Source organism: Lentzea flava (assembly GCF_014648475.1).
Lineage (GTDB): Bacteria > Actinomycetota > Actinomycetes > Mycobacteriales > Pseudonocardiaceae > Lentzea > Lentzea flava.
Genome location: NZ_BMRE01000029.1, coordinates 84,045 through 106,503, shown reverse-complemented (window position 1 = coordinate 106,503; position 22,459 = coordinate 84,045). Strand labels below are relative to the sequence as shown.

The following is a 22,459-nucleotide window of genomic DNA, read 5'->3' as shown; positions in this document are numbered from 1 at the left end:
TTCTGCGCCGATGGTACTGCACTGGTTACGGTGTGGGAGAGTAGGTCGCCGCCGAACTTCTTCCCTGAAGGGGCTTGTGATTGCGGGGCACAACTACAGTGCTCGCTCACAAGCCCCTTTCAGCGTGTCCATAGGAGGATTTGGTGTCCAGGTTCGGGGATCGTCCCGGCGACCGTCAGCGTGGCCAGGGAGACCGACCGCGCCGTTCCGAGGGTGGCCGCTCAGCAGGCGATCGCAAGTTCAGCAACAACCCCCAGCGTGGTGAAGGCTCCGGCGACCGCAACCGCGGCGACCGTCGAGACGACCGCGCCGGCTACCGCGGTCAGGGTTCCAGCGACCGCGGCGGCTACCGCAAGGACAGCTCGGGCGAGCGCGGTGGTTACCGCGGCGACCGCTCGAACGACCGCGGCCAGGGTTCCGGCACGCGCGGTGGCTACCGCAAGGACGACTCGAACGACCGCGGTGGCTACCGCGGCGAGCGTTCCGGTGGCGACCGTGGCGGCTACCGCCGTGACGACTCGGGTGACCGTGGCGGTTTCCGCGGCGAGCGTTCCGGCGGCTACCGCAAGAGCGACTCCGGTGGTTACCGCAGCGAAGGCTCTGGCGACCGCGGCGGCTACCGGAAGACCGATTCGGGCGAGCGCGGCGGGTTCCGCGGCGAGCGTTCCGGTGGAGACCGTGGCGGTTTCCGGTCCGGTGAGCGCGGCGGTTACCAGCGTGGCGAGGGTTCCGGCGGCTACCGCTCCGACCGCGGTGGCTACCGCAAGGACGATTCGGGCGATCGCGGTGGGTACCGAGGCGAGGGCTCTGGCGACCGCGGCGGCTACCGCTCGGGCGGCGATCGTGGTGGTTACCGCGGTCAGGGCTCGGCCGATCGTGGCGGTTACCGCGGCCAGGGCTCGGATGACCGCGGTGGTTACCGCGGCCAGGGTTCCGAGGACCGCGGCGGTTACCGCGGTGAGCGTTCCGGTGACCGTGGTGGCTTCCGCCGTGACGACTCGGGTGACCGTGGCGGCTACCGCTCGGGCGGCGAGCGCGGCGGCTATCGGAAGACCGATTCGGGCGACCGCGGCGGCTACCGTCGTGACGACTCCGGCGATCGTGGCGGGTACCGCAAGAGCGACTCGGGTGATCGCGGTGGTTTCCGTGGTGAGCGTTCCGGTGACCGTGGCGGTTACCGCCGTGACGACTCGGGTGACCGTGGCGGTTACCGCAAGAGCGACTCGGGTGACCGCGGCGGTTTCCGGGGTGAGCGTTCCGGCGACCGTGGCGGCTATCGCCGTGACGATTCCGGCGACCGCGGTGGTTACCGCAAGAGCGACTCGGGTGACCGCGGTGGTTTCCGTGGCGAGCGTTCCGGTGACCGTGGCGGTTACCGCCGTGACGACTCCGGCGACCGTGGCGGGTACCGCAAGAGCGACTCCGGCGGCTACCGGTCCGACCGCGGTGGATACCGCAAGGACGATCGTGGCGGCTACCGGCGCGATGACCGCGAGGGCTACCGCAGCGACGAGCGTCCGGCCAACGAGCGCGAGGACCGTCGTGACGAGCGCAGCCGCGAGCGTGCGGCGCGTTTCCAGGAGCGTCTGGCCGAGCAGGAGTCGGCAGGGCAGGACGAGGCCGCCGTCGCGTCCGGTGTGACGCCGGAGGCCGAGCGGCCCGGTTACCGCCTGGGTGACGGCGCTGCCGCCAGCCGTGCCGCCGCCAACCGCGAGCAGACCGCGGAAGGCGACGAGACCGCCGCCACCTCCGACGACAGCAACGAGAGCGGCGACGAGGTCCGTGCGGACCGCGACGCCGAGGACCGCAACGTCGTCGCTGCCGGCGACGACGAGGACGCGGAGGCTGACGACGACCGTGAGGTCCAGGCGGCCGACGCCGACTCGGACGATCGCGACAGCAGCGAGCGTGACGAGCGCGATGACCGGGAGGACGCCCCGGCGCCCCGCGGTGGCCGTCCCGAGCTGCCCGAAGAGGCCGACCTGTCGCTTCTCGACCCGGAGATCCGGGCCGAGCTGCGCAGCCTGCCCAAGGGGCTCGCGGAGATCGTCGGACGGCACCTGGCCGCGGCCGGGCTGCTGATCGACGAGGAGCCCGAGCTGGCGCTGGAGCACGCGCGGTACGCGCGCAGCAAGGCGGCGCGGGTCGGTGTCGTGCGGGAAGCGGCGGGGCTCACCGCCTACTTCGCGGACGAGTGGGCCGAGGCGCTCAGCGAGTTGCGGGCCGCGCGCCGGATGATGACCGGGCCGGGCCACCTGGCGATCATGGCCGACTGCGAGCGGGCGCTCGGGCGGCCGGAGCGGGCCATCGACCTGGCCAAGGACCCGGCGGCGGCAGAGCTGTCGCAGGAGGACGCCATCGAGCTGCGGATCGTCGCGGCCGGGGCCCGGCGGGACATGGGGCAGCTCGAGGCGGCTGTCGTGGCGTTGCAGGGGCCGGACCTCGATCCCGGGCAGCGCAACCCCTACTCCGCGCGGCTCTTCTACGCTTACGCCGACAACCTGGCAGCGGCCGGCCGGACCGAGGAAGCCGTCAAGTGGTTCCTCAACGCCGCCGAGGCCGACGACGAGGGGGAGACGGACGCCGCCGAGCGCGCGTTCGAGCTGACCCAGGAGGAGACCGCGCAGCAGTGAGCGAGACGTTGGTCGACCGGTACGACGCGTTGCTGATCGATCTCGACGGCACCGTCTACCGCGGATCCGAAGCCGTGCCCGGCGCTGCGGAAGCCGTCGCGGCGGCCAGAAGCAAGGGCATCGGGATCCGATACGTCACCAACAACGCCTCTCGCTCACCGCAGGCGGTCGCGGATCACCTCGTCGAGCTCGGGTTCGACACGAGCGTCGACGAGGTGAGCACCTCCGCCCAGGCGGGCGCGTCGATGCTCGCCGAGCGGCTGCCCAAGCGCGCGACCGTCCTCGTGCTCGGCACGAAGGCGCTGGAGGCCGAGGTGCTCAAGCGCGGCCTCATCCCCACCAACGAGGCGCAGGGCGCGACAGCGGTCCTGCAGGGTCTGTCGATGGACCTCGGCTGGCGCGAGCTGGCCGAGGCCGCGGTGGCCATTCGCAACGGTGCCCTGTGGGTGGCGTGCAACGTCGATGCCACCCTGCCCACCGAGCGCGGTCTCCTGCCCGGCAACGGGAGTCTCGTCGCGGCGCTGAAGACCGCCACCGGCCAGGAGCCGCTCGTCGCCGGCAAGCCCGCCACCCCGCTGCTGCAGCAGGCGGCGAAGGAGCTGCAGGCGAACCGTCCGCTGGTGATCGGCGACCGGCTCGACACGGACATCCTGGGCGCGGTGAACGCCGGGATGGACTCGTTGCTCGTGCTCACAGGTGTGTCGACGGCTGAAGAAGCGCAAGCGCTTCCGGAAGACCAAAGGCCCACGTATGTCGGCGCGGACCTGTCGGTACTCCATCGGCTACCGTAAGACCGTGAGCTACCCCCTGCCCGGACCGCCGCCCAACCCGGCTGACGCCATCGACGGCGCGCTGGAGAGGCTCGACGGGCTCGAGAACGTTCCCCTCGCCGAGCACGTGGCGCGGTTCGACGCCGTGCACGCGACGCTCACCGACGCACTGTCGAGCATCGACAAGGTGTGATGCACAGTGCCTCGCAGGGTGCGGCTCGACGCCGAACTCGTGCGCAGGGGGCTCGCCAGGTCCCGTGAGCACGCCAGCCAACTCGTCGCGGACGGCCGCGTCACGGTGCGCGGCACCGTCGCCACGAAGCCCGCGACCGCTGTGGAGACCTCGGACGCGGTCGTCGTCAAGGATCTCGACAACGACCCGAACTGGGCGTCCAGGGGCGCGCACAAGCTGATCGGCGCGCTCGAGCGCTTCAAGATCGACCCCACGGGCAAGCGGTGTCTCGATGCCGGCGCATCCACTGGCGGTTTCACCGACGTCCTGCTGCGCAACGGCGCGAGGCAGGTCGTCGCGGCCGACGTCGGCAGGGGGCTGCTCGACTGGAAGCTGCAGACCGACGACCGGGTCGTGGTGAAGGACAAGACCAACGTCCGCACCCTCACGCCCGAGGACATCGGCGGGAAAGTTGAACTCGTCGTAGCGGATCTTTCGTTTATCTCGTTGAGGCTTGTGCTTCCCGCACTGGCCGCGTGCCTCGACGAGGAGGGCGACCTGCTGCCGATGGTCAAGCCGCAGTTCGAGGTCGGCAAGGAACGCCTCGGCTCCGGTGGCGTGGTCCGCGACCCGGAACTGCGCGTCGCCGCCGTTCTCGAGGTCACGAGAGCCGCCGAGGAGCTCGGACTCACCACGAGAGGTGTCGTCGCGAGCCCGCTGCCAGGACCGTCCGGCAACGTCGAGTACTTCCTCTGGCTCCGCAAGGGTGAACCGGTGCCCGCGGAGGAGATGGTGCGCACCGCCGTCGAAGAAGGGCCCCAATGAGGGAAGTCCTGCTGGTCGTCCACACCGGCCACCAGAGCAACATCGATCTCGCCCGTCAGGTCGCCGGCCGTCTGGCGGTCGGTGGCGTCACGACGAGGGTGCTCGACGACGAGGCGCGTGACCTCGGCCCGTCGTGCTGCACCAAGGTCGTGCCCGCCGACGACCACGCGGCCGAGGGCACCGAGCTCGTGCTCGTGCTGGGCGGTGACGGCACGCTGCTGCGCGGCGCCGAGCTGGCCCGCCCCGCGCGCGTTCCGGTGCTGGGCGTCAACCTGGGCCGCGTCGGCTTCCTCGCCGAGGCCGACTCGGACGCGTTGCACGAAGCCGTCGGCCACGTGCTGGAGCGCGACTACTTCGTGGAAGAGCGCATGACGCTCGACCTCGTCGCGAAGGTCAACGGCGTCGTCGTCGTGAAGACGTGGGCGCTCAACGAGATCAGCGTCGAGAAGCTGATCCGCGAACGCATCCTCGAGGTCGTGATCGAGGTCGACGGGCGGCCCGTGTCGGCGTTCGGCTGCGACGGCGTGCTGTGTGCGACGCCGACGGGCTCGACGGCGTACGCGTTTTCCGCCGGTGGCCCTGTCGTGTGGCCGGACGTGCAGGCGATCCTGGTGGTGCCGAGCAACGCGCACGCGCTGTTCGCCCGGCCGCTGGTCGTCTCGCCGAAGTCGCACGTGGCGTTCGAGATCGAGGCCACGGGCCACCCGGCGGCGCTGTCCGCGGACGGGCGGCGCACGTTCGAGCTGCCGGCGGGCGCGCGGATCGAGATCGTGGAGGGCGAGGTGCCGCTCAAGGTCGTGCGGCTGCGCCAGGCTCCGTTCACGGACCGGCTGGTCGAGAAGTTCGATCTGCCGGTGAAGGGATGGCGGGGACCATCGGCAGGCTGATCGCACCGCTCGGTGCATCGGCACTCGCTCGTTACGGTGCCCCGGGAAGACATCCAATCCGAGAAATGTCGGACTCGACAAGTAAGGTTCGCCCTGTGCTGGCCGAGATGCGCATCAATGGCCTTGGCGTGATCGACGAGGCCACCCTTGAACTGGACCCCGGATTCACCGTCGTCACCGGTGAGACGGGCGCGGGCAAGACCATGGTCGTGACCGGGTTGCACCTGCTCGGCGGTGGCCGGGCGGAGGCGTCCCGCGTGCGCACCGGAGCCGACAAAGCGGTGGTGGAAGGCCGCTTCCAGGCTCCGGCGGGCAGCCCTGCCGCGAAGGTGGCGGAGGAGGTGGGCGGCGAGGCGGACGAGGACGGTTCGCTGATCGCGATCCGCACCGTCGGCTCCGACGGCCGCTCCCGCGCCCACGTGGGTGGGCGCTCCGTGCCCGTCGGCGTGCTGTCCGAACTGGCGGAGCAGCTGATCGCCGTCCACGGCCAGAACGACCAGCTGCGCCTCATGCGCCCGACCGAGCAGCGCGCCGTGCTGGACCGCTTCGCGGGCGACGACGTGGCCGAGCCGCTGCGCGCGTACCAGGCCGTCCGCGAGGAGTGGCTGCGCGTCTCGGCGGAGCTGAAGGAACGCACCGAACGGTCCCGCGAGCTGGCCCGCGAGGCCGACCTGCTGCGCCACGGCCTCACCGAGATCGACGCCGTCGACCCGAAGCCGGGCGAGGAGGCCGAGCTGCACGAAGAGGCCCGCCGCCTGGCCGACGCCGACCAGCTCCGCGAGGCCGCTCAGGGCGCGCAGTTCGCGGTCTCCGGATCGCTGGAGGGCGACCCGGACAATCCCGGCGCACTGGGCCTGATCTCCGAGGCCGCCCGCCGCCTGTCGGCGTCCGAGGACCCGAAGCTGCGCGAGATGGAACCGCGCCTCGTCGAAGCGGCCACCCTGCTGGCCGACGTCGGCGCCGAGATCTCCAGCTACCTCGACCACCTGGAAGCCGACCCCGGCCGCCTGGAACAGGTGCTGCAACGCCAGGCCGAACTGAAGGCGCTGACCCGCAAGTACGCGGCCGACGTCGACGGCGTGATCGCCTGGGCCGCCGAGGCCCGCGCCCGCCTCGACGGCCTGGACACGTCCGAGGAAGCCCTCACCGCCCTGGCCGCCCGCCGCGACGAGCTGGCCGCCGAACTGGCAGGTCTGGCCGAACAGGTCACCGCGGCCCGCGTGGAAGCCGCGGCCGAGCTGGGCAAGGCGGTCACCGAGGAGCTCGACGGCCTCGCGATGCCGCACGCCTCGGTCGAACTCGCCGTGCGCCCCCGCCACGCCGAAGCCGGCGACCCGCAGGCGCTCGCCGTCGGCCGGTCGATCCTGCACGCGGGCTCGTCCGGCGTCGACGACGTGGAGCTGCGCCTCATCTCGCACCCCGGCGCCCCGGCCCTGCCGGTGCACAAGGGCGCGTCCGGCGGCGAACTCTCCCGCGTGATGCTCGCCCTCGAGGTCGTGCTGTCGCACTCCGACCCGGTCCCCACCCTCGTCTTCGACGAGGTCGACGCCGGTGTCGGTGGCCGCGCGGCGGTCGAGGTCGGCCGCCGCCTCGCCCGGCTCGCCCGCTCGCACCAGGTCATCGTCGTGACGCACCTGCCGCAGGTGGCGGCGTTCGCGGACCGGCACCTCGTCGTCGACAAGTCCGCGGACGGCACGTTCACCAGGTCCGCGGTGCGCAAGCTCGACGAGACGCAACGCGTGGTCGAGCTGGCCCGCATGCTGGCCGGCATGGACTCCACCGACACGGGCCGCGCGCACGCCGAGGAACTGCTGGCGGCGGCGAAGGCCGACAAGTCGGCGGCCCCGGTGGTGCGGAGGCGCAAGAAGAAGGCTTGACGGCGCCGGTCCGGCGCCAGGCCTGGTGGCGGCTGTGGATCAACGGCACAGCCGCCCACCCCCCCGACAACCGCGATGGGGAAGCCGAGCCGTGCACGCCTGATCCCGCACCACGAACCCTCCGCTGAACCGGCACACCCACGCCGCCACCCCCGCTCCAATTCGGCATGATGGAACCCGTGACCGAGTCCCGGTCAGCGGACGCACCCGGTGGTGCGGTGGAAGGTGGACCGGATCTGTGACCACGCGCCGGGCGTTCGGGGCGATCCTGGTTTTCGTCGCGGCTGGGCTGGCGGTCGCCGCGACGTTCCTGTCCGCCTACTCCGTGCAGGTCGAGTTGCAGGGGCGGACGTTCCGGTACGAGGCGACGTCGTGGGTCACCGAGCGGGACGACTTCCGCGGTGCCCTCCTGCTCGGGCCGATCGAGTACGGGGAGCCGGCTGTCGGGGCCGCGCTGGTGATGGCCCTGTGCGCGGGGCTGGCGTTCCGGGTTCCGGCGGCGCGGGTCGGGTCGTTGCTCGGGGCCGGCGTGTTGGTGGGCGTCGCCTGGTCCGCGGTGGCCGGGGTGCGGGGGACGATCGAGAAGCTGCGTGATCTGGACGCGCCGGTGCCCTTCGACGTGGAGCAGGGCGACGGGGTCACCATGCTGATCGTCGCGGCCGGGATCGGGGTGGTGTCGGCGGTGCTGCACCAGGAGTTGCCGCGCAGGGTCGTCAGCGAGCCCGTGGTCGACGCGGACGGCGTGGTCATCCACCAGATCGAGGGCGACGACAGTGAGACGCCGCCGTACGGGTTCCCCGTGATCGTGGAACCGAAAGAGCCCGAAGAGCCGAGAGAGCCGAAGAGTGATTGATCGTCGCAAGATCGCCGCGCTCCTCCTCGTGCTCGGGGCCGCGCTGGCGGTCGCCGGGAGTTTCGAGGGCACGTACCGCACCGTCTACCGCGGGTTCGGGTTCGACCAGTCGATGACGACGACGCTGTGGATCGTCACGACGGAACCGCCGCAGGGCGGTCCGCGCGACGCCTACCACGCGCTCGGGTGGCCGGTGGTCGTCGCCGCCGTGCTGATGGTGGTGGGCGCCGTGCTCACGATGAGGGAGCGGACGACGTTCGTCGGCAGGCCCGTGGCGATGGGGGCCGCCGGGGCGTTGGCCGGGATCATGTTCAGCTACCTGCTGCAGGTGCGGCGGGAGGAGCGGGTCCTGAGCGAGTTGTTGGTCAAGAACGGTGGGTCGAACACGCTCGACGTCCTCGGCGGGGCGTACTTGCTCGGCGCGGCGGCGATCATCGGGCTTGTCGGTGCGGTGCTCGCGCAGCAGCGGAGGCAGCGGAAGCAGGCCGTGGAAGCCGAAGAGGAGAAGGTGGTCGTGCACCAGCTCGCCAACGACGATGACACGCCGCCGTTCGGCATCGCCGTGCTGGACGACGAGAAGCGGGAGACGCCGTGATCGGAAGACCGACAGCGGTGGCCCTGATCGCCGCCGGGGTGGTGCTGACCGCGACGGCGATGGTGTTGCCGTGGTACTCAACGGCGTACGCGGGCAACGTCGAGGTCGTCGTCAGGGCGTGGGGCACGGAGGTCGTGAACAAGCCGGGCGACTGGCCCGCGGGTGAGCTGTCGCCCTGGTACGGGTTGCCCGTCGCGATCACGGCCGCGCTCATGATCGCCGGAATCTGGGTCGAGCGGGCCGCGTTGGCGGGCGCGGCGGCTCAGGTCGGCGCGGTGGGCATCACCAGCGTGCTCGTCGTTTCGGAACGTGGCCACGCCGTCGAGCAGCAGGGCGACTTCGCGATCGGCTTCGGTCTCCTGTTCCTCCTGATAGGAACGCTGACGGCCCTGGCAGGCGCCATCGCGGTCCAGCGGGAGCCGGCATGAAGATCCTCAGCGCGGCGCTGCTCGCACTGGCCGCCGCGGCAGCGGTCGCCGCGACCTTCCTGCCGCTGTCGGAACTGCTCATCCGCCTCACGCCGGACCAGCCGCAGACCGCCTACGTCACCACGGGCTGGGCCACGCACTTCGGCGGCACGAAGGACGAGCACGGCCCGCTCTTCGGCATCCCGGCGGTGGCGGCCGCGGCGGTCGTGCTCGTGGGCATCCGGTGGCGGAAAGTCGCTTTTGCCGGAGCGGCGGCACTGGCCGGAGTCACCGGAATGCTGTTCGTGTATTTGCTGAACGCGATCAGCTTTCACAAGCAGGGCAACATCACCATCGATCCCGGGCTCGAAGCCGGGTTCGGCAACGGCGTGTGGGTGCTGATAGCGGCAACAATCCTCGCGTTTGGAGCCGTAGTAGTTCACCCCGACGACTGACCAGCAAGAATTGCCCGGCGTGCCTCACCTGTCGCGTGCGCACCGTGAGCCACTATCGGACGCATGAAGCTTTCCGGGTTGCTGAGCCGCTCCAACCAAGAACTTCCCGGTGTCACGGGTGTCGCGCGGGTTGATCGGCGCGCCAGTGACCTGGTGCGGCGCGTCAGTCCCGGTGATGTCGCTGTTTTCGACCTCGTCGACCTCGACCGGCGCACCGCGGAGGCGCTCGTCGCGGCCGAGGTGGTCGGTGTCGTGAACGCCTCGCCGTCGATTTCCGGCCGTTTTCCCAATCTCGGACCGGAACTGCTGATCGAGGCGGGCATTCCGCTCATCGACAACGTCGGTGCCGTCGCCCTGCGCGAGATCAGGGAAGGCACGAAGATCCGGCTGCACGAAGGTGTCGTCTACGCAGGGGAACGCGAGCTCGCCAAGGGTGTCGAGCAGAACGCCGAGAGCATCGCCGACGCGATGATCGAGGCGAAGGCCGGCATGTCGGCGCAGCTGGAGGCGTTCTCCGCCAACACCATCGAGTTCCTGCGCAGGGAACGCGCGCTGGTGCTCGACGGTGTCGGCGTGCCCGAGGTGTACGTGCCGATGCGCGACCGGCAGGTGCTGGTCGTCGCGGGTGGACCGTCGCACGCGGAACAGCTGCGCAAGCTCCGCAAGTACATCCGCGAATACCGGCCGGTGCTGATCGGCGTCGACACCGGCGCGGACACGCTGCACGACGCCGGGTACAAGCCCGACGTCGTCGTCGGTGACCCCGACGGCATCGGCACCGCGTCACTGCGCGCGGCCACCGAGGTGGTCGTGCCCGCGCAGACCGACGGCCACGCGCCCGGCCTGCAGCGGATCCAGGACCTCGGCATCGGCGCGGTGACCTTCCCCGCCTCCGGCAACGCGGAGGACCTCGCGTTGCTGCTCGCCGAGGCCCACGGGGCGTCCCTGGTCGTCACGGTGGGGATGCGCGCGACGCTGCGCGAGTTCCTCGACCGCGGGCACTCCGGTTCCAACCCCTCCACGTTCCTCACCCGGTTGAAGCTCGGCAGCAAGCTCGTCGACGGGGAGGCCGTCGCGACCTTGCATCGCAGCCGGGTGTCAATGGGCGTGATCGTCCTGCTGGTGTCCGCCGCGATCGTCGCCATGGTGGCGGCGCTGTCGGTGTCCGGCGTCGGTCACGTCTACGTCGACATCGTGGTCGACGCGTGGCAATCCGTCGTCAACTGGTTCAAGGGGTTCTTCTCGTGATCTCGCTGCGCTACCACATAGTGTCCATAACCGCGGTGTTCCTCGCGCTCGCGGTGGGTGTCGTGCTGGGGTCGACCGCGATCAGCGGGCGGCTGCTCTCCGGGTTGAGCGATGAGAAGAACTCGTTGGCACAGCAGGTGAACGACCTGCAGAACGACCGCAACGCGTTGAACGCCAAGCTGACCGAGGCCGACAAGTTCGCCGCGTCCGTCGGCCCGCTCGCGGTCAAGGACCGGCTCACCGACCGGACCGTCGTCATCGTCACGACCTCCGACGCGCGTCCGTCCGATCGGGACGCGCTGAGCGGCCTGCTGAAGTCCGCGGGCGCGAGCGTCACCGGCGAGATCCAGCTGACCGACGCGTTCGCCGACCCGTCCCGCGGCGACCAGCTGCGCGATCTCGTGGCACGGCTGCAGCCCGCCGGTTCACAGCTGCCCACGGCCGGTGATCCGGGAACTCGCGCAGGTGGCTTGTTCGGCACGTTGCTGCTGCTCAACCCGGCCAACAACCAGCCGCAGGCCTCCGCGGACGAGACAGCCGCCGCGCTCGCCGGGCTGTCGAACGCGGGCTTCGTGAAGGCCACGTCCGGTGTGAAGCCCGCACAGCTGGCGATCGTGCTCACGGGCGGTGCCGCGATCGGTGACTCGGCCGCGGACCGGGCCGCCACGATCGCACGGTTCGCCACGCAGCTCGACCGGTCTGGCGCGGGTGTCGTGCTCGCGGGCGCCAACGGTTCCGCGAACGGCACCGGCGCCATCGGCGTGGTCCGCGCCGACACCAACGCGACGTCGATCCTGTCCACGGTGGACAACTCCGACACCCCGGCCGGTCAGGTCGTCGTGGTGATGGCGTTGCGAGAGCAGCTGGAGGGCCGCTCCGGACGGTACGGAGTCGCCGGCAACGCGGAGGCGTCCTCGCCGGGGGCCGCGAGCTAGGCCCTAGTACTCCCAGGCGCCGGGGAAACGCTTCATCAGCAGCTCCAACGCTTCCGGCGTGCGGGCGCGGGCCCACAGCCACTCGCGGTCCTCCTCGCGGAGGATCACGTCGTCGGAGGCGAACCAGCGGCTGCCAGGACTGTTCAGGGGTAGCAGGGTGAAGTGCTCCTCGATCAGGGAGATGTCCGCCTCGGACGTCTCCCTGTCCGCTGTCTCGGCGCCGTCGCGGAACAACGCCTCGGACAGCACCAGTTCGACGCAGGCGGTGGAGAAGTGCGGGAGCCAGGGTTCCCAGCCGCGTTCCGTCTCGTGCACGACGGCGGGGTCGGCGGTGTCGAGCGCCGCTGCCCACGAGGTGACGGCGTGGATCTCCGTGCGGAAGACGACGACCTCGCCGGCCAGCCTGAGCTCGCTCGGGGTGAGCAGCCAGTCCTGGTTGCTCGTGAGGTCGGGGCGTTTGCCGAACAACGCGTAGGCGTCGCGCACGGCGTCCGGCAGCCGCACACCCAGGCGGTGTTCGGCGGCGTCCAGATCGGCGTGGTTCCAGCCGTCCTGCGGCTCGATCGGCTCAGCCCACGCGGCCGCGAACCCCTCGATGAAACGCCACGCCCCCGCGCGTTCCCGCACAGCTCTCGCAGCTTCCCCTGCCACGTCGAAGGTCACGTGACAACGATTCCTGATCTCGGCCCGTGCCGGGGGGAGTTCGGGGAATCCCCTCACTGCGCCGATCGGGTGATGTGATCTGCCGGGTCGTGGTGCGCTGAGTGACCGGCGGCGTGTTAGCGTTAGGGCCCGTGGACAGGGGGATTTTCCCCCACGATTTTCACGGGAGCCCCGTTGGTGCAGCAGGCACGTACGACCAAGCACGTCTTCGTCACGGGAGGCGTCGCGTCTTCCCTGGGCAAGGGGCTCACCGCCTCCAGCCTCGGCCAGTTGCTCACCTCGCGCGGCCTGCGGGTAACGATGCAGAAGCTCGACCCGTACCTGAACGTGGACCCCGGCACGATGAACCCGTTCCAGCACGGCGAGGTCTTCGTGACCGACGACGGCGCGGAGACGGACCTCGACATCGGCCACTACGAGCGGTTCCTCGCGCGGGATCTGAGCGGCGACGCGAACGTCACGACCGGCCAGGTGTACTCCGAGGTCATCGCCAAGGAGCGCCGCGGCGAGTACCTGGGCGACACGGTCCAGGTCATCCCGCACATCACCGACGAGATCAAGCGCCGCATCCGCGCGATGGCCGAGCCGGACGCGGACGGCGTCACGCCCGACGTGGTCATCACCGAGGTCGGTGGCACCGTCGGCGACATCGAGTCGCTGCCGTTCCTGGAGGCGTGCCGCCAGGTCCGCCACGACGTGGGCCGCGACAACGTCTTCTTCCTGCACGTCAGCCTCGTGCCGTACCTGGCGCCGTCCGGCGAGCTGAAGACCAAGCCGACACAGCACTCCGTCGCGGCGCTGCGCAACATCGGTATCCAGCCCGACGCGATCGTGTGCCGCGCGGACCGGGAGATCCCGGACGCGCTCAAGCGCAAGATCGGCCTGATGTGCGACGTCGACACCGACGCCGTCGTCGCTGCCGTGGACGCGCCGTCGATCTACGACATCCCGAAGGTCCTGCACTCCGAGGGCCTCGACGCCTACGTCGTGCGCCGCCTCGGCCTGCCGTTCCGCGACGTCGACTGGACGGTGTGGGGCGACCTGCTGGAGCGCGTGCACAACCCCACCGAGACGGTGAAGATCGCGCTCGTCGGCAAGTACGTCGACCTGCCGGACGCCTACCTGTCGGTCACCGAGGCGCTGCGTGCGGGCGGGTTCGCGCACCACGCCAAGGTCGAGATCAAGTGGGTGCCGTCGGACGAGTGCCAGACGCCCGAGGGCGCTGCCCGTGCGCTGTCCGGCATGGACGCTGTGCTGATCCCCGGCGGGTTCGGCGTGCGCGGCATCGAGGGCAAGATCGGCGCGCTCAAGTACACCCGCACGCGCGGTGTGCCGACGCTGGGCCTGTGCCTCGGCCTGCAGTGCATGGTGATCGAGGCCGCGCGCAACCTCGCGGGCATCGAGGACGCGAACTCCAGTGAGTTCGAAGAGGGCGGTTCGCCGGTCATCTCCACCATGGCCGACCAGGAGGACGTCGTCTCCGGTCAGCGCGACATGGGCGGCACGATGCGGCTCGGTGCGTACATCGCGAAGCTCACGCCGGGCTCGCAGGTCGCGACCGCCTACGGATCGACCGAGGTCTCCGAGCGCCACCGGCACCGCTACGAGGTCAACAACGCCTACCGCGGCAAGCTCACCGACGCCGGCCTGGTGTTCTCGGGTCTGTCGCCGGACGGCCGCCTGGTCGAGTTCGTCGAGCTGCCGGCCGACGTGCACCCGTTCTACGTGGCCACCCAGGCGCACCCGGAGCTCAAGTCCCGTCCCACGAAGCCGCACCCGCTGTTCGCGGCGTTCGTGAAGGCCGCGATCGACTACCGGGTCGCCGACCGCCTCCCGTTGACCGCGGGAGCGTCCAAGTGACCTCGCGGCACGACTTCCGCACGGTCTCCAGCGAGGACCTGCACGTCGGCCGGGTCGTGGCGCTGCGGATCGACGAGGTCGAGATGCCCGGCGGCGGCACCGCCAAGCGCGAGATCGTCGAGCACATGGGCGCGGTCGCGGTCGTGGCGGTCGACGACGCGGGCGAGGTCGTGCTGATCCACCAGTACCGGCACGCGCTGGGCAGGCACCTCTGGGAGCTGCCGGCCGGGCTGCTCGACCACGACGGCGAGGAGCCGGTCGTCGGCGCGCGGCGGGAGCTGGCCGAGGAGGTCGGGCTCGACGCGGCGCGCTGGGACACGCTGGTCGACGTCGCCGCGTCCCCCGGTTTCACCGACGAGGTCGTGCGCGTGTTCCTGGCCCGCGATCTGTCCGAAGTGGACCGTGACGTGCAGGGCGAGGAAGAGGCGGACCTGGAGATCCACCGCTTCGGCATCGACGAGGCCGTGCGGATGGTGTTCTCCGGCGAGATCGTGAACGCGTCCGCCGTCGCCGGGCTCATCGCGGCCCGCGAGGTGCTCGAGGGCCGTGCCGAGCCGCGCCAGTCCGACGCGCCTTTCCGCGACAAGCCGACCCGGTTCGCCGCGCGCAAGGGGTAGAGTCGTCTGCTATGAACGGCGCTTTTGTCCACCTCAGGTCGATGAAAGCGCCGTTCATCGTGTTGGCGGCCGCCGGGGTGGGGGCCGCGATTTTGTTGGTGGTCGACCCGAACCAGCCCGGCAACCTCCTGCCGAAGTGCCCGATCAAGTGGCTGACGGGTTTCAACTGCCCCGGATGCGGTGCCACGCGCATGGTGCACGCGCTGCTGCACGGTGACATCGTCGGAGCGTTCCACTACAACGCCGTGTTGCTCGTGCTGGGCGTGCCGCTGGTTCTGTGGCTGTTCGGGCGGTGGACGCGCGACAAGTGGACGGGCGAACGGAGATCCGTGCCGAAATCGGTCGGTTTCGCCGTTCTCGTCGTAGCCGCCGTTTGGGGCGTTGGGCGAAATCTCGCCGGTATCTAGACTCGGCGCATGCCAGGCCTGCAGCACGCCGTCGTCATCGCGGCCCCGCCGGAGCGGGTGTGGGAGCTGATCGCCGACGTCGAGCGCTGGCCAGAGCGGATCCCCACTGTCGACTCCGTGGAACGTCTCGACGCCGGACCGCTCGCCGTCGGCTCACGAACGCGGTTGCGGCAGCCCCGGCTGTCCCCGGCGGTGTGGACGGTCACCGAGCTGACCGACGGGACGTCGTTCACCTGGGAGTCGAAGCAGCCCGGTGTCACCGTCACGGCCGTGCACGACGTCGAGCCGCACCCCGACGGAAGCAGGCTGACCCTCGGCCTGACCGTGTCCGGTCCGCTGGCGGGGGTCGGCTGGCTGATGACGCGTTCGCTGACCAGGCGGTACGTGGAGACGGAGGCCGCCTCGATCAAGGCGGCCGCCGAGGGTTAGTTGCGCAGCTGCCGGCCGTCGGCGTCGGTGCCGCCGCTGACCAGGAAGATGATTCCGTCGACCAGCGACCAGATGCCGCATCCGCCGCAGGTCAGCAGCTGGGCGATGCCGATGCCGACGTGGCCGGTGTAGAACCGGCCGACGCCCAGGTTGCCGAGGAAGATCTGCAGCAGGCCCGCGGCGATCTTCGACTTGTCCGACAGCGGCAGGCCGGTGATCGGGTCGTAGCCGTACGGGGCGATCGGGCTCGGATATCCCGTGCCGGGAGGCGGCGGAACCGCGTACTGCTGGCCCGTGGGCGGCGGGTAGTACGGCTGCGTGGGCTGGGGCGGGAAACCCGGTGGCGGCGGCGGAACGGCGGTGAACGGCACCGAGGGCGGGGCGAGGAACGGCGGGTGCGGCTGCGGCAGGTCGCGGAACAGTTCCGCGAGCTCGGCGTAGGTCTGCGCGCCGGACGCGCGGTTCACCCGCGCCTGGTACTCGGTGATGTCGAGCCGCGCCAGCGCGAAGTGGTCGTTGAGCGCGGTGATCGCCTCTTCGCGCTGCTGGTTGCCGATGCGCTGCTGCTCTGGCCCGAATGCTTGTGACACGACTGCGCACGGTATCCGATGCAGCAGATCGATATCGGGAATACGCTGCGACGATGCTGGTCGGTGTCCCAAAGGAGATCAAGAACCACGAGTACCGCGTCGCGATCACGCCCGCCGGTGTGGTCGAGCTGGTCCGCCGCGGCCACGAGGTCGTCGTCGAGCACGACGCCGGAGCCGGCTCGTCGTTCCCCGATCACGAGTACACGACAGCGGGCGCGCGGATCGCCCCGACCGCGGACGAGGTGTGGGCGGCCGCCGACCTCGTGCTGAAGGTCAAGGAACCGATCGAGCCCGAATACCACCGCATGCGCCGCGATCAGGTGCTCTTCACGTACCTGCACCTGGCGGCGAGCGCGGAGTGCACGAAGGCCATCGCGTCCGCCGGCATCACGGCCATCGCCTACGAGACCGTGCAGCTGCCGGACGGGTCGTTGCCGTTGCTGGCGCCGATGAGCGAGATCGCCGGGCGGATGGCGGCTCAGGTGGGCGCGCATTGCCTGGAGCGCGCGCAAGGCGGCCGTGGCGTCCTGCTCGGTGGTGCGCCCGGTGTCGCTGCGGGCAAGGTCGCGGTGATCGGTGCGGGCGTGGCGGGGATGAACGCGGCGACGATGGCGATCGGCATGCAGGCCGAGGTGGTCGTGCTGGACACCAACGTGAACCGGTTGCGGCAGATCGACTTCACCTACCGCGGGCACCTGCAGACGATCGCGTCCAACGTCTACGAGGTCGAGAAGGCCTGCCGCTGGGCGGATCTCGTGATCGGCGCGGTGCTCGTGCCGGGTGCGAAGGCCCCGAAGCTCGTCAGCAACGAGCTCGTGTCGCGGATGCGGCCAGGCAGCGTGCTGGTGGACATCGCGGTCGACCAGGGCGGCTGTTTCGAGGACACCCGGCCGACGACGCACGACTCGCCTACCTACCGCGTGCACGACTCCGTGTTCTACTGCGTCGCGAACATGCCGGGTGCCGTGCCGAACACGTCGACCTACGCGCTTACGAACGTGACGCTGCCGTACGTCATCGCGTTGGCGGACAAGGGTTTCGAACGTGCGATCGCGGAGGACCCGGCGCTGGCCAAGGGCGTCAACGCGCGCGACGGAGAAATCGTGCTGGAAGGACTGGCGTGATTGCAGATCTGGTGGCGAGCTACCTCGACCACCTCGCCGTCGAACGCGGCACCGCACGGAACACGCTCGACTCCTACACCCGCGATCTGCGCCGGTACACCGAACACCTCGAGTCCATCGGGGTGACGGAGCTGGGTGCGGTGACCGAGCAGCACGTGAGCGAGTTCCTGGCGGCGTTGCGGGAGAGCGGGCTCGCAGCCTCGTCGGCGGCTCGGACGTTGGTCGCCGTGCGCGGGTTGCACCGGTTCGCACACCGGGAAGGCGTGGTGCCCCATGACGCCGCACGGGCCGTGCACCCGCCATCGCCACCGAAGAGGCTGCCGAAAGCCTTACCTGTCAACGATGTCCTGACGCTGCTCGAAAATGTGGGAAACCTCAGGGACAAGGCCCTGCTCGAGCTGCTGTACTCGACCGGAGCGCGGATTTCCGAGGTCGTGGGGCTGGACGTGGACGACATCGACGCCGCCGAGCGGACGGTGTTGCTGGACGGGAAGGGAGGCAAGCAGCGGCTGGTGCCGGTGGGCAGGCCCGCGTTGGCCGCCGTGGACGCGTACCTGGTTCGGGCGCGCCCGGCGTTGGCGGCCAAGGGGCGTGGCACGCCTGCATTGTTCTTGAATGCAAGGGGTGGACGGCTTTCGCGGCAGAGCGCGTGGACGGTGCTGAAGACCGCCGCGGAGGACGCCGGGATCACCGCGGCGGTGTCGCCTCACACGTTGCGACATTCGTTCGCCACCCATCTGCTCGAAGGGGGTGCGGACGTTCGGGTGGTTCAAGAACTTCTCGGGCACGCATCGGTTACCACCACTCAGGTGTACACACTGGTAACCGTTACGACTTTGAGGGAGGTCTACGCAACTGCACACCCTCGGGCCACTGGAACATGAGGCTTCCACGGGTACGGTGGTCAGGTGCCGAACTTGGACGAGCCGTCCCCACAGGCCATTGATCTAGCCGCCGTGCTGCACGCGCTGAGCGACCCGACGAGGCTCGCGGTCGTTCGCCAGATCCAGTCGAGCGGGGAGAGGCTGTGCGGGGCCTTCGAGGTTGACGTGGCGAAGTCGACCCTCTCCCAGCACCTGCGCGTGCTGCGGGAAGCGGGCATCACCCGAACACGGTGCCGCGGCAACCAGCGCTGGGTGTCGCTGCGCCGCGATGACCTGGATCTTCTCTTCCCAGGTCTGCTCGACGTGGTGCTGTCCGCGGCTGACCGGCGCACACGAACGGATGTCCCCGTCTAACCAAGTCTTGACAAACACCGGCGAGGCGCGTTGCCGCTCGCACGGGTGCGGCCTACGCTGCGCCCGGAGAGACGACTACGACCAGTGAGGGAACGCCAGCCATGTCGACACCGGAGCACGCTTTCGCGCCCCGTGCCGAACTGAGCCTGGCTCCGCACGCCGCGCCGGTGGACGACGTCGCTCAGGAGCAGGTCGACGGCATCGGCCCGACAGGCCGCCCACGGCGCCACATCCCGGACCCTCCGCCGCTGCTGCACCACGGCCCGGCGAAGATCCTGGCGGTGTGCAACCAGAAGGGCGGCGTCGGGAAGACGACGTCGACCATCAACCTGGGCGCGGCGCTGGCCGAGTACGGCAGACGGGTGCTGCTCGTCGACTTCGACCCGCAGGGAGCGCTGTCGGTCGGCCTCGGCGTGCACCCGCACCAGCTGGAAACCACGATCTACAACGTCATCATGGAAGGCGACACCGCCGTCCGCGACGTCATCCGCAAGACCATGGTCGACGACATGGACCTGCTGCCGAGCAACATCGACCTCTCGGCGGCCGAGATCCAGCTCGTGTCCGAGGTGGGCCGCGAGCACACGCTCGTGCGCACCCTTCGTCCCGTCATCGACCACTACGACTACGTGCTGGTCGACTGCCAGCCCTCGCTCGGCCTGCTCACGGTGAACGCCCTCGCGGCCGCGGACGGAGTGCTGATCCCGCTCGAGTGCGAGTTCTTCTCGCTGCGCGGGGTGGCGCTGCTCATCGACACCATCGAGAAGGTCAAGGAACGGTTGAACCCCAAGCTCAACATCACCGGCATCCTCGCCACGATGTTCGACCCGCGCACGCTGCACTCGCGCGAGGTCATGGCCCGCGTCGTGGAGGCGTTCGGCGACATCGTGTTCGACTCGGTCATCAACCGCACGGTGCGCTTCCCGGAGACCACCGTGTCCGGTGAACCGATCACCCGCTGGGCACCCCGCTCGTCCGGCGCCAACGCCTACCGCGCGCTGGCCCGCGAGGTGATCGCCAGGTGAACCGTCGCCCATCACTGCCGGGGGCGGCGGAGCTCTTCCGGCTGACCGCTGCCGCGCCCGCCGAGGTGCCGGACGCCGTCGAACCGCCCGTTCAGCGTCGTGGCTCCGGCCGCACCAAGCACACCACGAAGATCACGGTCTACGTGTCCGACGAGGAACTGCTCGCGCTGGAGCAGGCGCGGCTGTCGCTGCGCGCCTCGCACGGCCTGGGCGTCGACCGCGGCCGCGTGGTGCGCGAGGCGATAGCGATCGTGCTGGACGACCTCGAGACACATGGTGACGCCTCGTTGCTGGTACGCAGGTTGCGCGAGCAGTGACAGAGGAAGCTCCTGTTGCTGACGACGGCAAGTTCAAGGTCCGGCTGACGAACTTCGAGGGCCCGTTCGACCTGCTGCTCCAGCTCATCTCCCAGCACACGCTCGACGTGACCGAAGTGGCGTTGCACCAGGTCACCGACGACTTCATCGCGCACATCCGCGCCATGGGGGAGTCGTGGGACCTCGACGAGACCACCGAGTTCCTGGTGATCGCGGCGACCCTGCTCGACCTGAAGGCAGCCCGCCTGCTGCCCGCCGGCGACGTCGAGGACGAGGACGACCTCGCGTTGCTGGAGGCGCGGGACCTGCTGTTCGCGCGGTTGCTGCAGTACCGGGCCTACAAGCAGGTTGCGGCCCTGTTCGCGGAGCTGGAACAGGGCGCCTACCGCCGGTACCCGCGGTCGGTGTCGCTGGAGCCGCGGTACGAGGGCCTGCTGCCCGAGGTGATGCTCGGCGTGACGCCCGAGAAGTTCGCCCTGATCGCCGCCGCCGCCTTCCGGCCGAAGCAGAAGCGCACGCTGTCGACGGCCCACATCCACCAGCACCGCGTGTCGATCCGCGAGACCGCCGACACGCTGCGCGCGCTGCTGATCGAGAAGGGCACGGCGTCGTTCGCGGAGATCATCGCCGACTGCACCGAGACGATGGAGATCGTCGCGCGGTTCCTGGCGCTGCTGGAGCTGTACCGGGAGAAGTCGCTGGCCTTCGAGCAGGAGGACCCGCTCGGGCCGCTGCAGGTGACGTGGGTCGGCGGGACGTTGGAGGAAGCGCAGGCGCAGGTGCACGCCGGCGACGAGGACGAGGATTACGGCGGATGAGCGAGCCACTGGTGGGGCCGGACGCGGCAGAGGTCGAGAAGCCGGGGCCCGCGTTCGACGGGGACGGTGAGAACGACACCGCCGCCGTGCCGGAAGCCGCTGCGTCGCCCGAGCCCGAGGCGGTCGCGAGCGATGAAGGGCTCCCTGATACACCTGAGGTGGATGAAGGAGCCCTTCATCGGCCTCCCTCCGACCCCGAGCCGGAAGCCGAGGCCGAGCCCGAGCCGGAAGCCGACCCCGACGCCGCCACCCTCGAAGCGCAGCTCCTCGCCGCCGCCCCCGAGGAGGCGATCGAGGACAGCGGCCTCCCGGACCTCACCGACGACCGGGAACTGGACGCCGCACTGGAGTCCGTGCTCCTCGTCGTCGACAGCCCGATCGCCGAAGACCAGCTCAGCAGTGCCCTCGAGCAGCCGGTTAAGCGGATCAAGGAGGCACTCCGTAGACTGTCGACCCGGTACACCGAGTCCGGCAGCGGCATCGACCTGCGCAGGGCGGGGGACGGCTGGCGGTTCTACACGCGGGACCGGTACGCCCCGTTCGTGGAGAAGCTGTTGCTCGACGGGCAGCGCGCGAAACTCACCCGCGCGGCCCTGGAGACGCTCGCGGTGATCGCCTACCGGCAGCCCGTCACGAGGGCTCGGGTCGCGGCGGTGCGTGGCGTCAACGTGGACGGTGTGATCCGGACCCTGGTCGCGCGGGGGCTCATCGAGGAGACGGGCACGGACAGCGACACGGGTGGGATCCTGTACCGGACGACCGAACTGTTCCTGGAGCGGTTGGGGCTGTCGTCGTTGCACGACCTGCCGCCAATCGCGCCGCTGCTGCCCGAAGTGGATGCGATCGACGATGTCTGAGAACGAGGGCGTGCGCCTGCAGAAGGTGCTCGCGCAGGCGGGGATCGCCTCGCGCCGTGCTTCGGAGGAGCTGATCGACCAGGGACGCGTCCAGGTCGACGGCGAGGTCGTGCGCGAGCAGGGGCGTCGGATCAACCCCGAGACGGCCGTGGTTCACGTCGACGGGGTGCGGGTGCAGATCCGCGAGGACGTCGTGACGATCGCGCTGAACAAGCCGTTCGGGATGCTCTCCACGATGGAGGACGACCTGGGGCGCCCGTGCGTCGGCGACCTGGTGCGCAACCGAAAGGAGCGGTTGTTCCACGTCGGCCGCCTCGACGCGGAGACCGAGGGGCTGTTGCTGCTCACCAACGACGGCGAGCTCGCGCACCGGCTGATGCACCCGAGCTACAACGTCAAGAAGACCTACCTCGCCGAGGTTCCCGGCCCGGTCGAGAAGGGTGTCGGCAAGCGTCTCAAGGCGGGCATCGAGCTGGAGGACGGGCCGGTCAAGGTCGACTCGTTCAAGCTCGTCAGCGCCGTTCCCGGCAAGGCTCTGGTCGAGGTGGTGCTGCACGAGGGGCGCAAGCACATCGTGCGTCGGCTGCTGGAGGCCGCGGGCTACCCGGTGCAGTCGCTGGTGCGCACCGCGATCGGCGAGGTCTACCTCGGCAACCAGCGTCCCGGCTCGATGCGCGTCCTGAACCGCCAGGAAGTCGGCGGCCTGTACAAGCTCGTCGGGCTCTGACCACACTCTGAACATCCCCCGTGCCCCTCCGGCCCCCGAGTCCGGAGGGGCATCTTCTGGCGATCCCCCGATCACCACCTGCAACGCAAACGCTACGGCGAAGACGTTGTAAGGGGTCGGCCATGCGCTT

Annotated in this window: 26 protein-coding genes; 24 read left to right on the top strand and 2 right to left on the bottom strand. The window is 70.2% G+C overall.

What is annotated here, in order from left to right; all coding sequences use genetic code 11:
- The first annotated feature begins 143 nt into the window (after positions 1 to 143).
- From IEZ09_RS46800 to IEZ09_RS28395, 12 genes are all read left to right on the top strand, one after another.
- Positions 144 to 2,633, top strand: coding sequence for a hypothetical protein (locus IEZ09_RS46800; RefSeq protein ID WP_189256846.1), 2,490 nt, complete (start codon positions 144 to 146; stop codon positions 2,631 to 2,633).
- Positions 2,630 to 3,424 (top strand): HAD-IIA family hydrolase, encoded by a 795-nt coding sequence (locus IEZ09_RS28445; protein WP_189256845.1) that lies wholly within the window; start codon positions 2,630 to 2,632, stop codon positions 3,422 to 3,424. Before IEZ09_RS46800 ends, IEZ09_RS28445 begins: the two co-directional genes overlap by 4 nt.
- Positions 3,425 to 3,428: 4 nt before the next feature.
- On the top strand, positions 3,429 to 3,596 hold the full coding sequence (locus IEZ09_RS28440; protein WP_189256844.1) for a hypothetical protein: 168 nt from the start codon (positions 3,429 to 3,431) through the stop codon (positions 3,594 to 3,596).
- A 6-nt stretch (positions 3,597 to 3,602) separates the two neighbouring features.
- Complete coding sequence (locus IEZ09_RS28435) at positions 3,603 to 4,400, top strand: TlyA family RNA methyltransferase (protein ID WP_189256843.1); 798 nt, start codon at positions 3,603 to 3,605, stop codon at positions 4,398 to 4,400.
- Positions 4,397 to 5,287: an NAD kinase gene (locus IEZ09_RS28430; RefSeq protein ID WP_189256842.1), complete on the top strand. Its 891-nt coding sequence runs from the start codon at positions 4,397 to 4,399 to the stop codon at positions 5,285 to 5,287. Before IEZ09_RS28435 ends, IEZ09_RS28430 begins: the two co-directional genes overlap by 4 nt.
- A 95-nt stretch (positions 5,288 to 5,382) precedes the next feature.
- A complete protein-coding gene (recN, locus tag IEZ09_RS28425) occupies positions 5,383 to 7,164 on the top strand; it encodes a DNA repair protein RecN (RefSeq protein ID WP_189256841.1) in 1,782 nt (593 codons plus the stop codon).
- A gap of 238 nt (positions 7,165 to 7,402) precedes the next feature.
- A complete protein-coding gene (locus IEZ09_RS28420; protein WP_189256840.1) occupies positions 7,403 to 8,017 on the top strand; it encodes a hypothetical protein in 615 nt (204 codons plus the stop codon).
- Positions 8,010 to 8,612, top strand: coding sequence for a hypothetical protein (locus IEZ09_RS28415; protein WP_189256839.1), 603 nt, complete (start codon positions 8,010 to 8,012; stop codon positions 8,610 to 8,612). Before IEZ09_RS28420 ends, IEZ09_RS28415 begins: the two co-directional genes overlap by 8 nt.
- A complete protein-coding gene (locus IEZ09_RS28410) occupies positions 8,609 to 9,040 on the top strand; it encodes a hypothetical protein (protein ID WP_189256838.1) in 432 nt (143 codons plus the stop codon). The genes IEZ09_RS28415 and IEZ09_RS28410 overlap by 4 nt, the downstream gene beginning before the upstream one ends.
- Positions 9,037 to 9,474 (top strand): hypothetical protein, encoded by a 438-nt coding sequence (locus IEZ09_RS28405; protein ID WP_189256837.1) that lies wholly within the window; start codon positions 9,037 to 9,039, stop codon positions 9,472 to 9,474. The genes IEZ09_RS28410 and IEZ09_RS28405 overlap by 4 nt, the downstream gene beginning before the upstream one ends.
- A 63-nt stretch (positions 9,475 to 9,537) precedes the next feature.
- The gene (steA, locus tag IEZ09_RS28400) at positions 9,538 to 10,722 is read left to right on the top strand and encodes a putative cytokinetic ring protein SteA (RefSeq protein WP_189256836.1); all 1,185 of its coding nucleotides are present in this window, start codon (positions 9,538 to 9,540) and stop codon (positions 10,720 to 10,722) included.
- Positions 10,719 to 11,657 carry a copper transporter gene (locus IEZ09_RS28395; RefSeq protein ID WP_189256835.1) on the top strand — a complete coding sequence of 313 codons (939 nt, stop codon included), beginning with the start codon at positions 10,719 to 10,721 and terminating at the stop codon, positions 11,655 to 11,657. Before steA ends, IEZ09_RS28395 begins: the two co-directional genes overlap by 4 nt.
- A 3-nt stretch (positions 11,658 to 11,660) precedes the next feature.
- Here IEZ09_RS28395 and IEZ09_RS28390 read toward each other — a convergent pair whose 3' ends face one another.
- Complete coding sequence (locus IEZ09_RS28390; RefSeq protein ID WP_189256834.1) at positions 11,661 to 12,320, bottom strand: SMI1/KNR4 family protein; 660 nt, start codon at positions 12,318 to 12,320, stop codon at positions 11,661 to 11,663.
- A gap of 177 nt (positions 12,321 to 12,497) precedes the next feature.
- On the opposite strand from IEZ09_RS28390, the gene pyrG reads away from it, so the two are divergent.
- The 4 genes from pyrG to IEZ09_RS28370 are packed head-to-tail and all read left to right on the top strand — an operon-like array spanning position 12,498 to position 15,633.
- A complete protein-coding gene (pyrG, locus tag IEZ09_RS28385; RefSeq protein ID WP_370467753.1) occupies positions 12,498 to 14,180 on the top strand; it encodes a CTP synthase in 1,683 nt (560 codons plus the stop codon).
- Positions 14,177 to 14,797, top strand: a complete 621-nt coding sequence (locus IEZ09_RS28380; protein ID WP_229813026.1) for an NUDIX domain-containing protein — start codon at positions 14,177 to 14,179, stop codon at positions 14,795 to 14,797. Before pyrG ends, IEZ09_RS28380 begins: the two co-directional genes overlap by 4 nt.
- 11 nt (positions 14,798 to 14,808) lie before the next feature.
- Positions 14,809 to 15,204: a DUF2752 domain-containing protein gene (locus tag IEZ09_RS28375; protein ID WP_189256832.1), complete on the top strand. Its 396-nt coding sequence runs from the start codon at positions 14,809 to 14,811 to the stop codon at positions 15,202 to 15,204.
- Positions 15,205 to 15,213: 9 nt separating this feature from the next.
- Entirely contained in the window at positions 15,214 to 15,633 is a 420-nt protein-coding gene (locus IEZ09_RS28370; protein ID WP_189256831.1) for an SRPBCC family protein, read from the top strand.
- On the opposite strand, the gene IEZ09_RS28365 is transcribed toward IEZ09_RS28370, so the two are convergent.
- On the bottom strand, positions 15,630 to 16,223 hold the full coding sequence (locus tag IEZ09_RS28365) for an NINE protein (RefSeq protein WP_189256830.1): 594 nt from the start codon (positions 16,221 to 16,223) through the stop codon (positions 15,630 to 15,632). The genes IEZ09_RS28370 and IEZ09_RS28365 overlap by 4 nt on opposite strands.
- Positions 16,224 to 16,276: 53 nt before the next feature.
- Between IEZ09_RS28365 and ald the strand changes: the two genes are divergently transcribed.
- The 8 genes from ald (at position 16,277) to IEZ09_RS28325 (ending at position 22,329) form a co-directional block, all read left to right on the top strand.
- Positions 16,277 to 17,347: an alanine dehydrogenase gene (gene ald, locus IEZ09_RS28360; protein ID WP_189256829.1), complete on the top strand. Its 1,071-nt coding sequence runs from the start codon at positions 16,277 to 16,279 to the stop codon at positions 17,345 to 17,347.
- An 8-nt stretch (positions 17,348 to 17,355) separates the two neighbouring features.
- Positions 17,356 to 18,231 (top strand): site-specific tyrosine recombinase XerD, encoded by an 876-nt coding sequence (gene xerD / locus IEZ09_RS28355; protein WP_189256856.1) that lies wholly within the window; start codon positions 17,356 to 17,358, stop codon positions 18,229 to 18,231.
- Positions 18,232 to 18,255: 24 nt separating this feature from the next.
- Positions 18,256 to 18,585, top strand: a complete 330-nt coding sequence (locus tag IEZ09_RS28350; protein ID WP_189256828.1) for an ArsR/SmtB family transcription factor — start codon at positions 18,256 to 18,258, stop codon at positions 18,583 to 18,585.
- 101 nt (positions 18,586 to 18,686) lie between these two features.
- Entirely contained in the window at positions 18,687 to 19,610 is a 924-nt protein-coding gene (locus tag IEZ09_RS28345) for a ParA family protein (protein WP_189256827.1), read from the top strand.
- Positions 19,611 to 19,651: 41 nt separating this feature from the next.
- Positions 19,652 to 19,927, top strand: a complete 276-nt coding sequence (locus IEZ09_RS28340) for a hypothetical protein (RefSeq protein WP_370467754.1) — start codon at positions 19,652 to 19,654, stop codon at positions 19,925 to 19,927.
- Positions 19,924 to 20,745, top strand: coding sequence for a segregation and condensation protein A (locus IEZ09_RS28335; RefSeq protein ID WP_189256825.1), 822 nt, complete (start codon positions 19,924 to 19,926; stop codon positions 20,743 to 20,745). Before IEZ09_RS28340 ends, IEZ09_RS28335 begins: the two co-directional genes overlap by 4 nt.
- Positions 20,742 to 21,602, top strand: a complete 861-nt coding sequence (gene scpB, locus IEZ09_RS28330; protein WP_229813025.1) for an SMC-Scp complex subunit ScpB — start codon at positions 20,742 to 20,744, stop codon at positions 21,600 to 21,602. Before IEZ09_RS28335 ends, scpB begins: the two co-directional genes overlap by 4 nt.
- Entirely contained in the window at positions 21,595 to 22,329 is a 735-nt protein-coding gene (locus IEZ09_RS28325; protein ID WP_189256824.1) for a pseudouridine synthase, read from the top strand. The genes scpB and IEZ09_RS28325 overlap by 8 nt, the downstream gene beginning before the upstream one ends.
- Positions 22,330 to 22,459 lie beyond the last annotated feature (130 nt).

Excerpts from the sequence above, each read along its gene's own strand:
- IEZ09_RS28375 (WP_189256832.1), top strand. The coding sequence starts at position 14,809 with ATGAACGGCGCTTTTGTCCACCTCAGGTCGATGAAAGCGCCGTTCATC.
- ald (WP_189256829.1), top strand. The coding sequence starts at position 16,277 with ATGCTGGTCGGTGTCCCAAAGGAGATCAAGAACCACGAGTACCGCGTC.
- steA (WP_189256836.1), top strand. The coding sequence starts at position 9,538 with ATGAAGCTTTCCGGGTTGCTGAGCCGCTCCAACCAAGAACTTCCCGGT.
- IEZ09_RS28325 (WP_189256824.1), top strand. The coding sequence starts at position 21,595 with ATGTCTGAGAACGAGGGCGTGCGCCTGCAGAAGGTGCTCGCGCAGGCG.
- IEZ09_RS28405 (WP_189256837.1), top strand. The coding sequence starts at position 9,037 with ATGAAGATCCTCAGCGCGGCGCTGCTCGCACTGGCCGCCGCGGCAGCG.
- IEZ09_RS28345 (WP_189256827.1), top strand. The coding sequence starts at position 18,687 with ATGTCGACACCGGAGCACGCTTTCGCGCCCCGTGCCGAACTGAGCCTG.
- IEZ09_RS28430 (WP_189256842.1), top strand. The coding sequence starts at position 4,397 with ATGAGGGAAGTCCTGCTGGTCGTCCACACCGGCCACCAGAGCAACATC.
- IEZ09_RS28370 (WP_189256831.1), top strand. The coding sequence starts at position 15,214 with ATGCCAGGCCTGCAGCACGCCGTCGTCATCGCGGCCCCGCCGGAGCGG.
- scpB (WP_229813025.1), top strand. The coding sequence starts at position 20,742 with ATGAGCGAGCCACTGGTGGGGCCGGACGCGGCAGAGGTCGAGAAGCCG.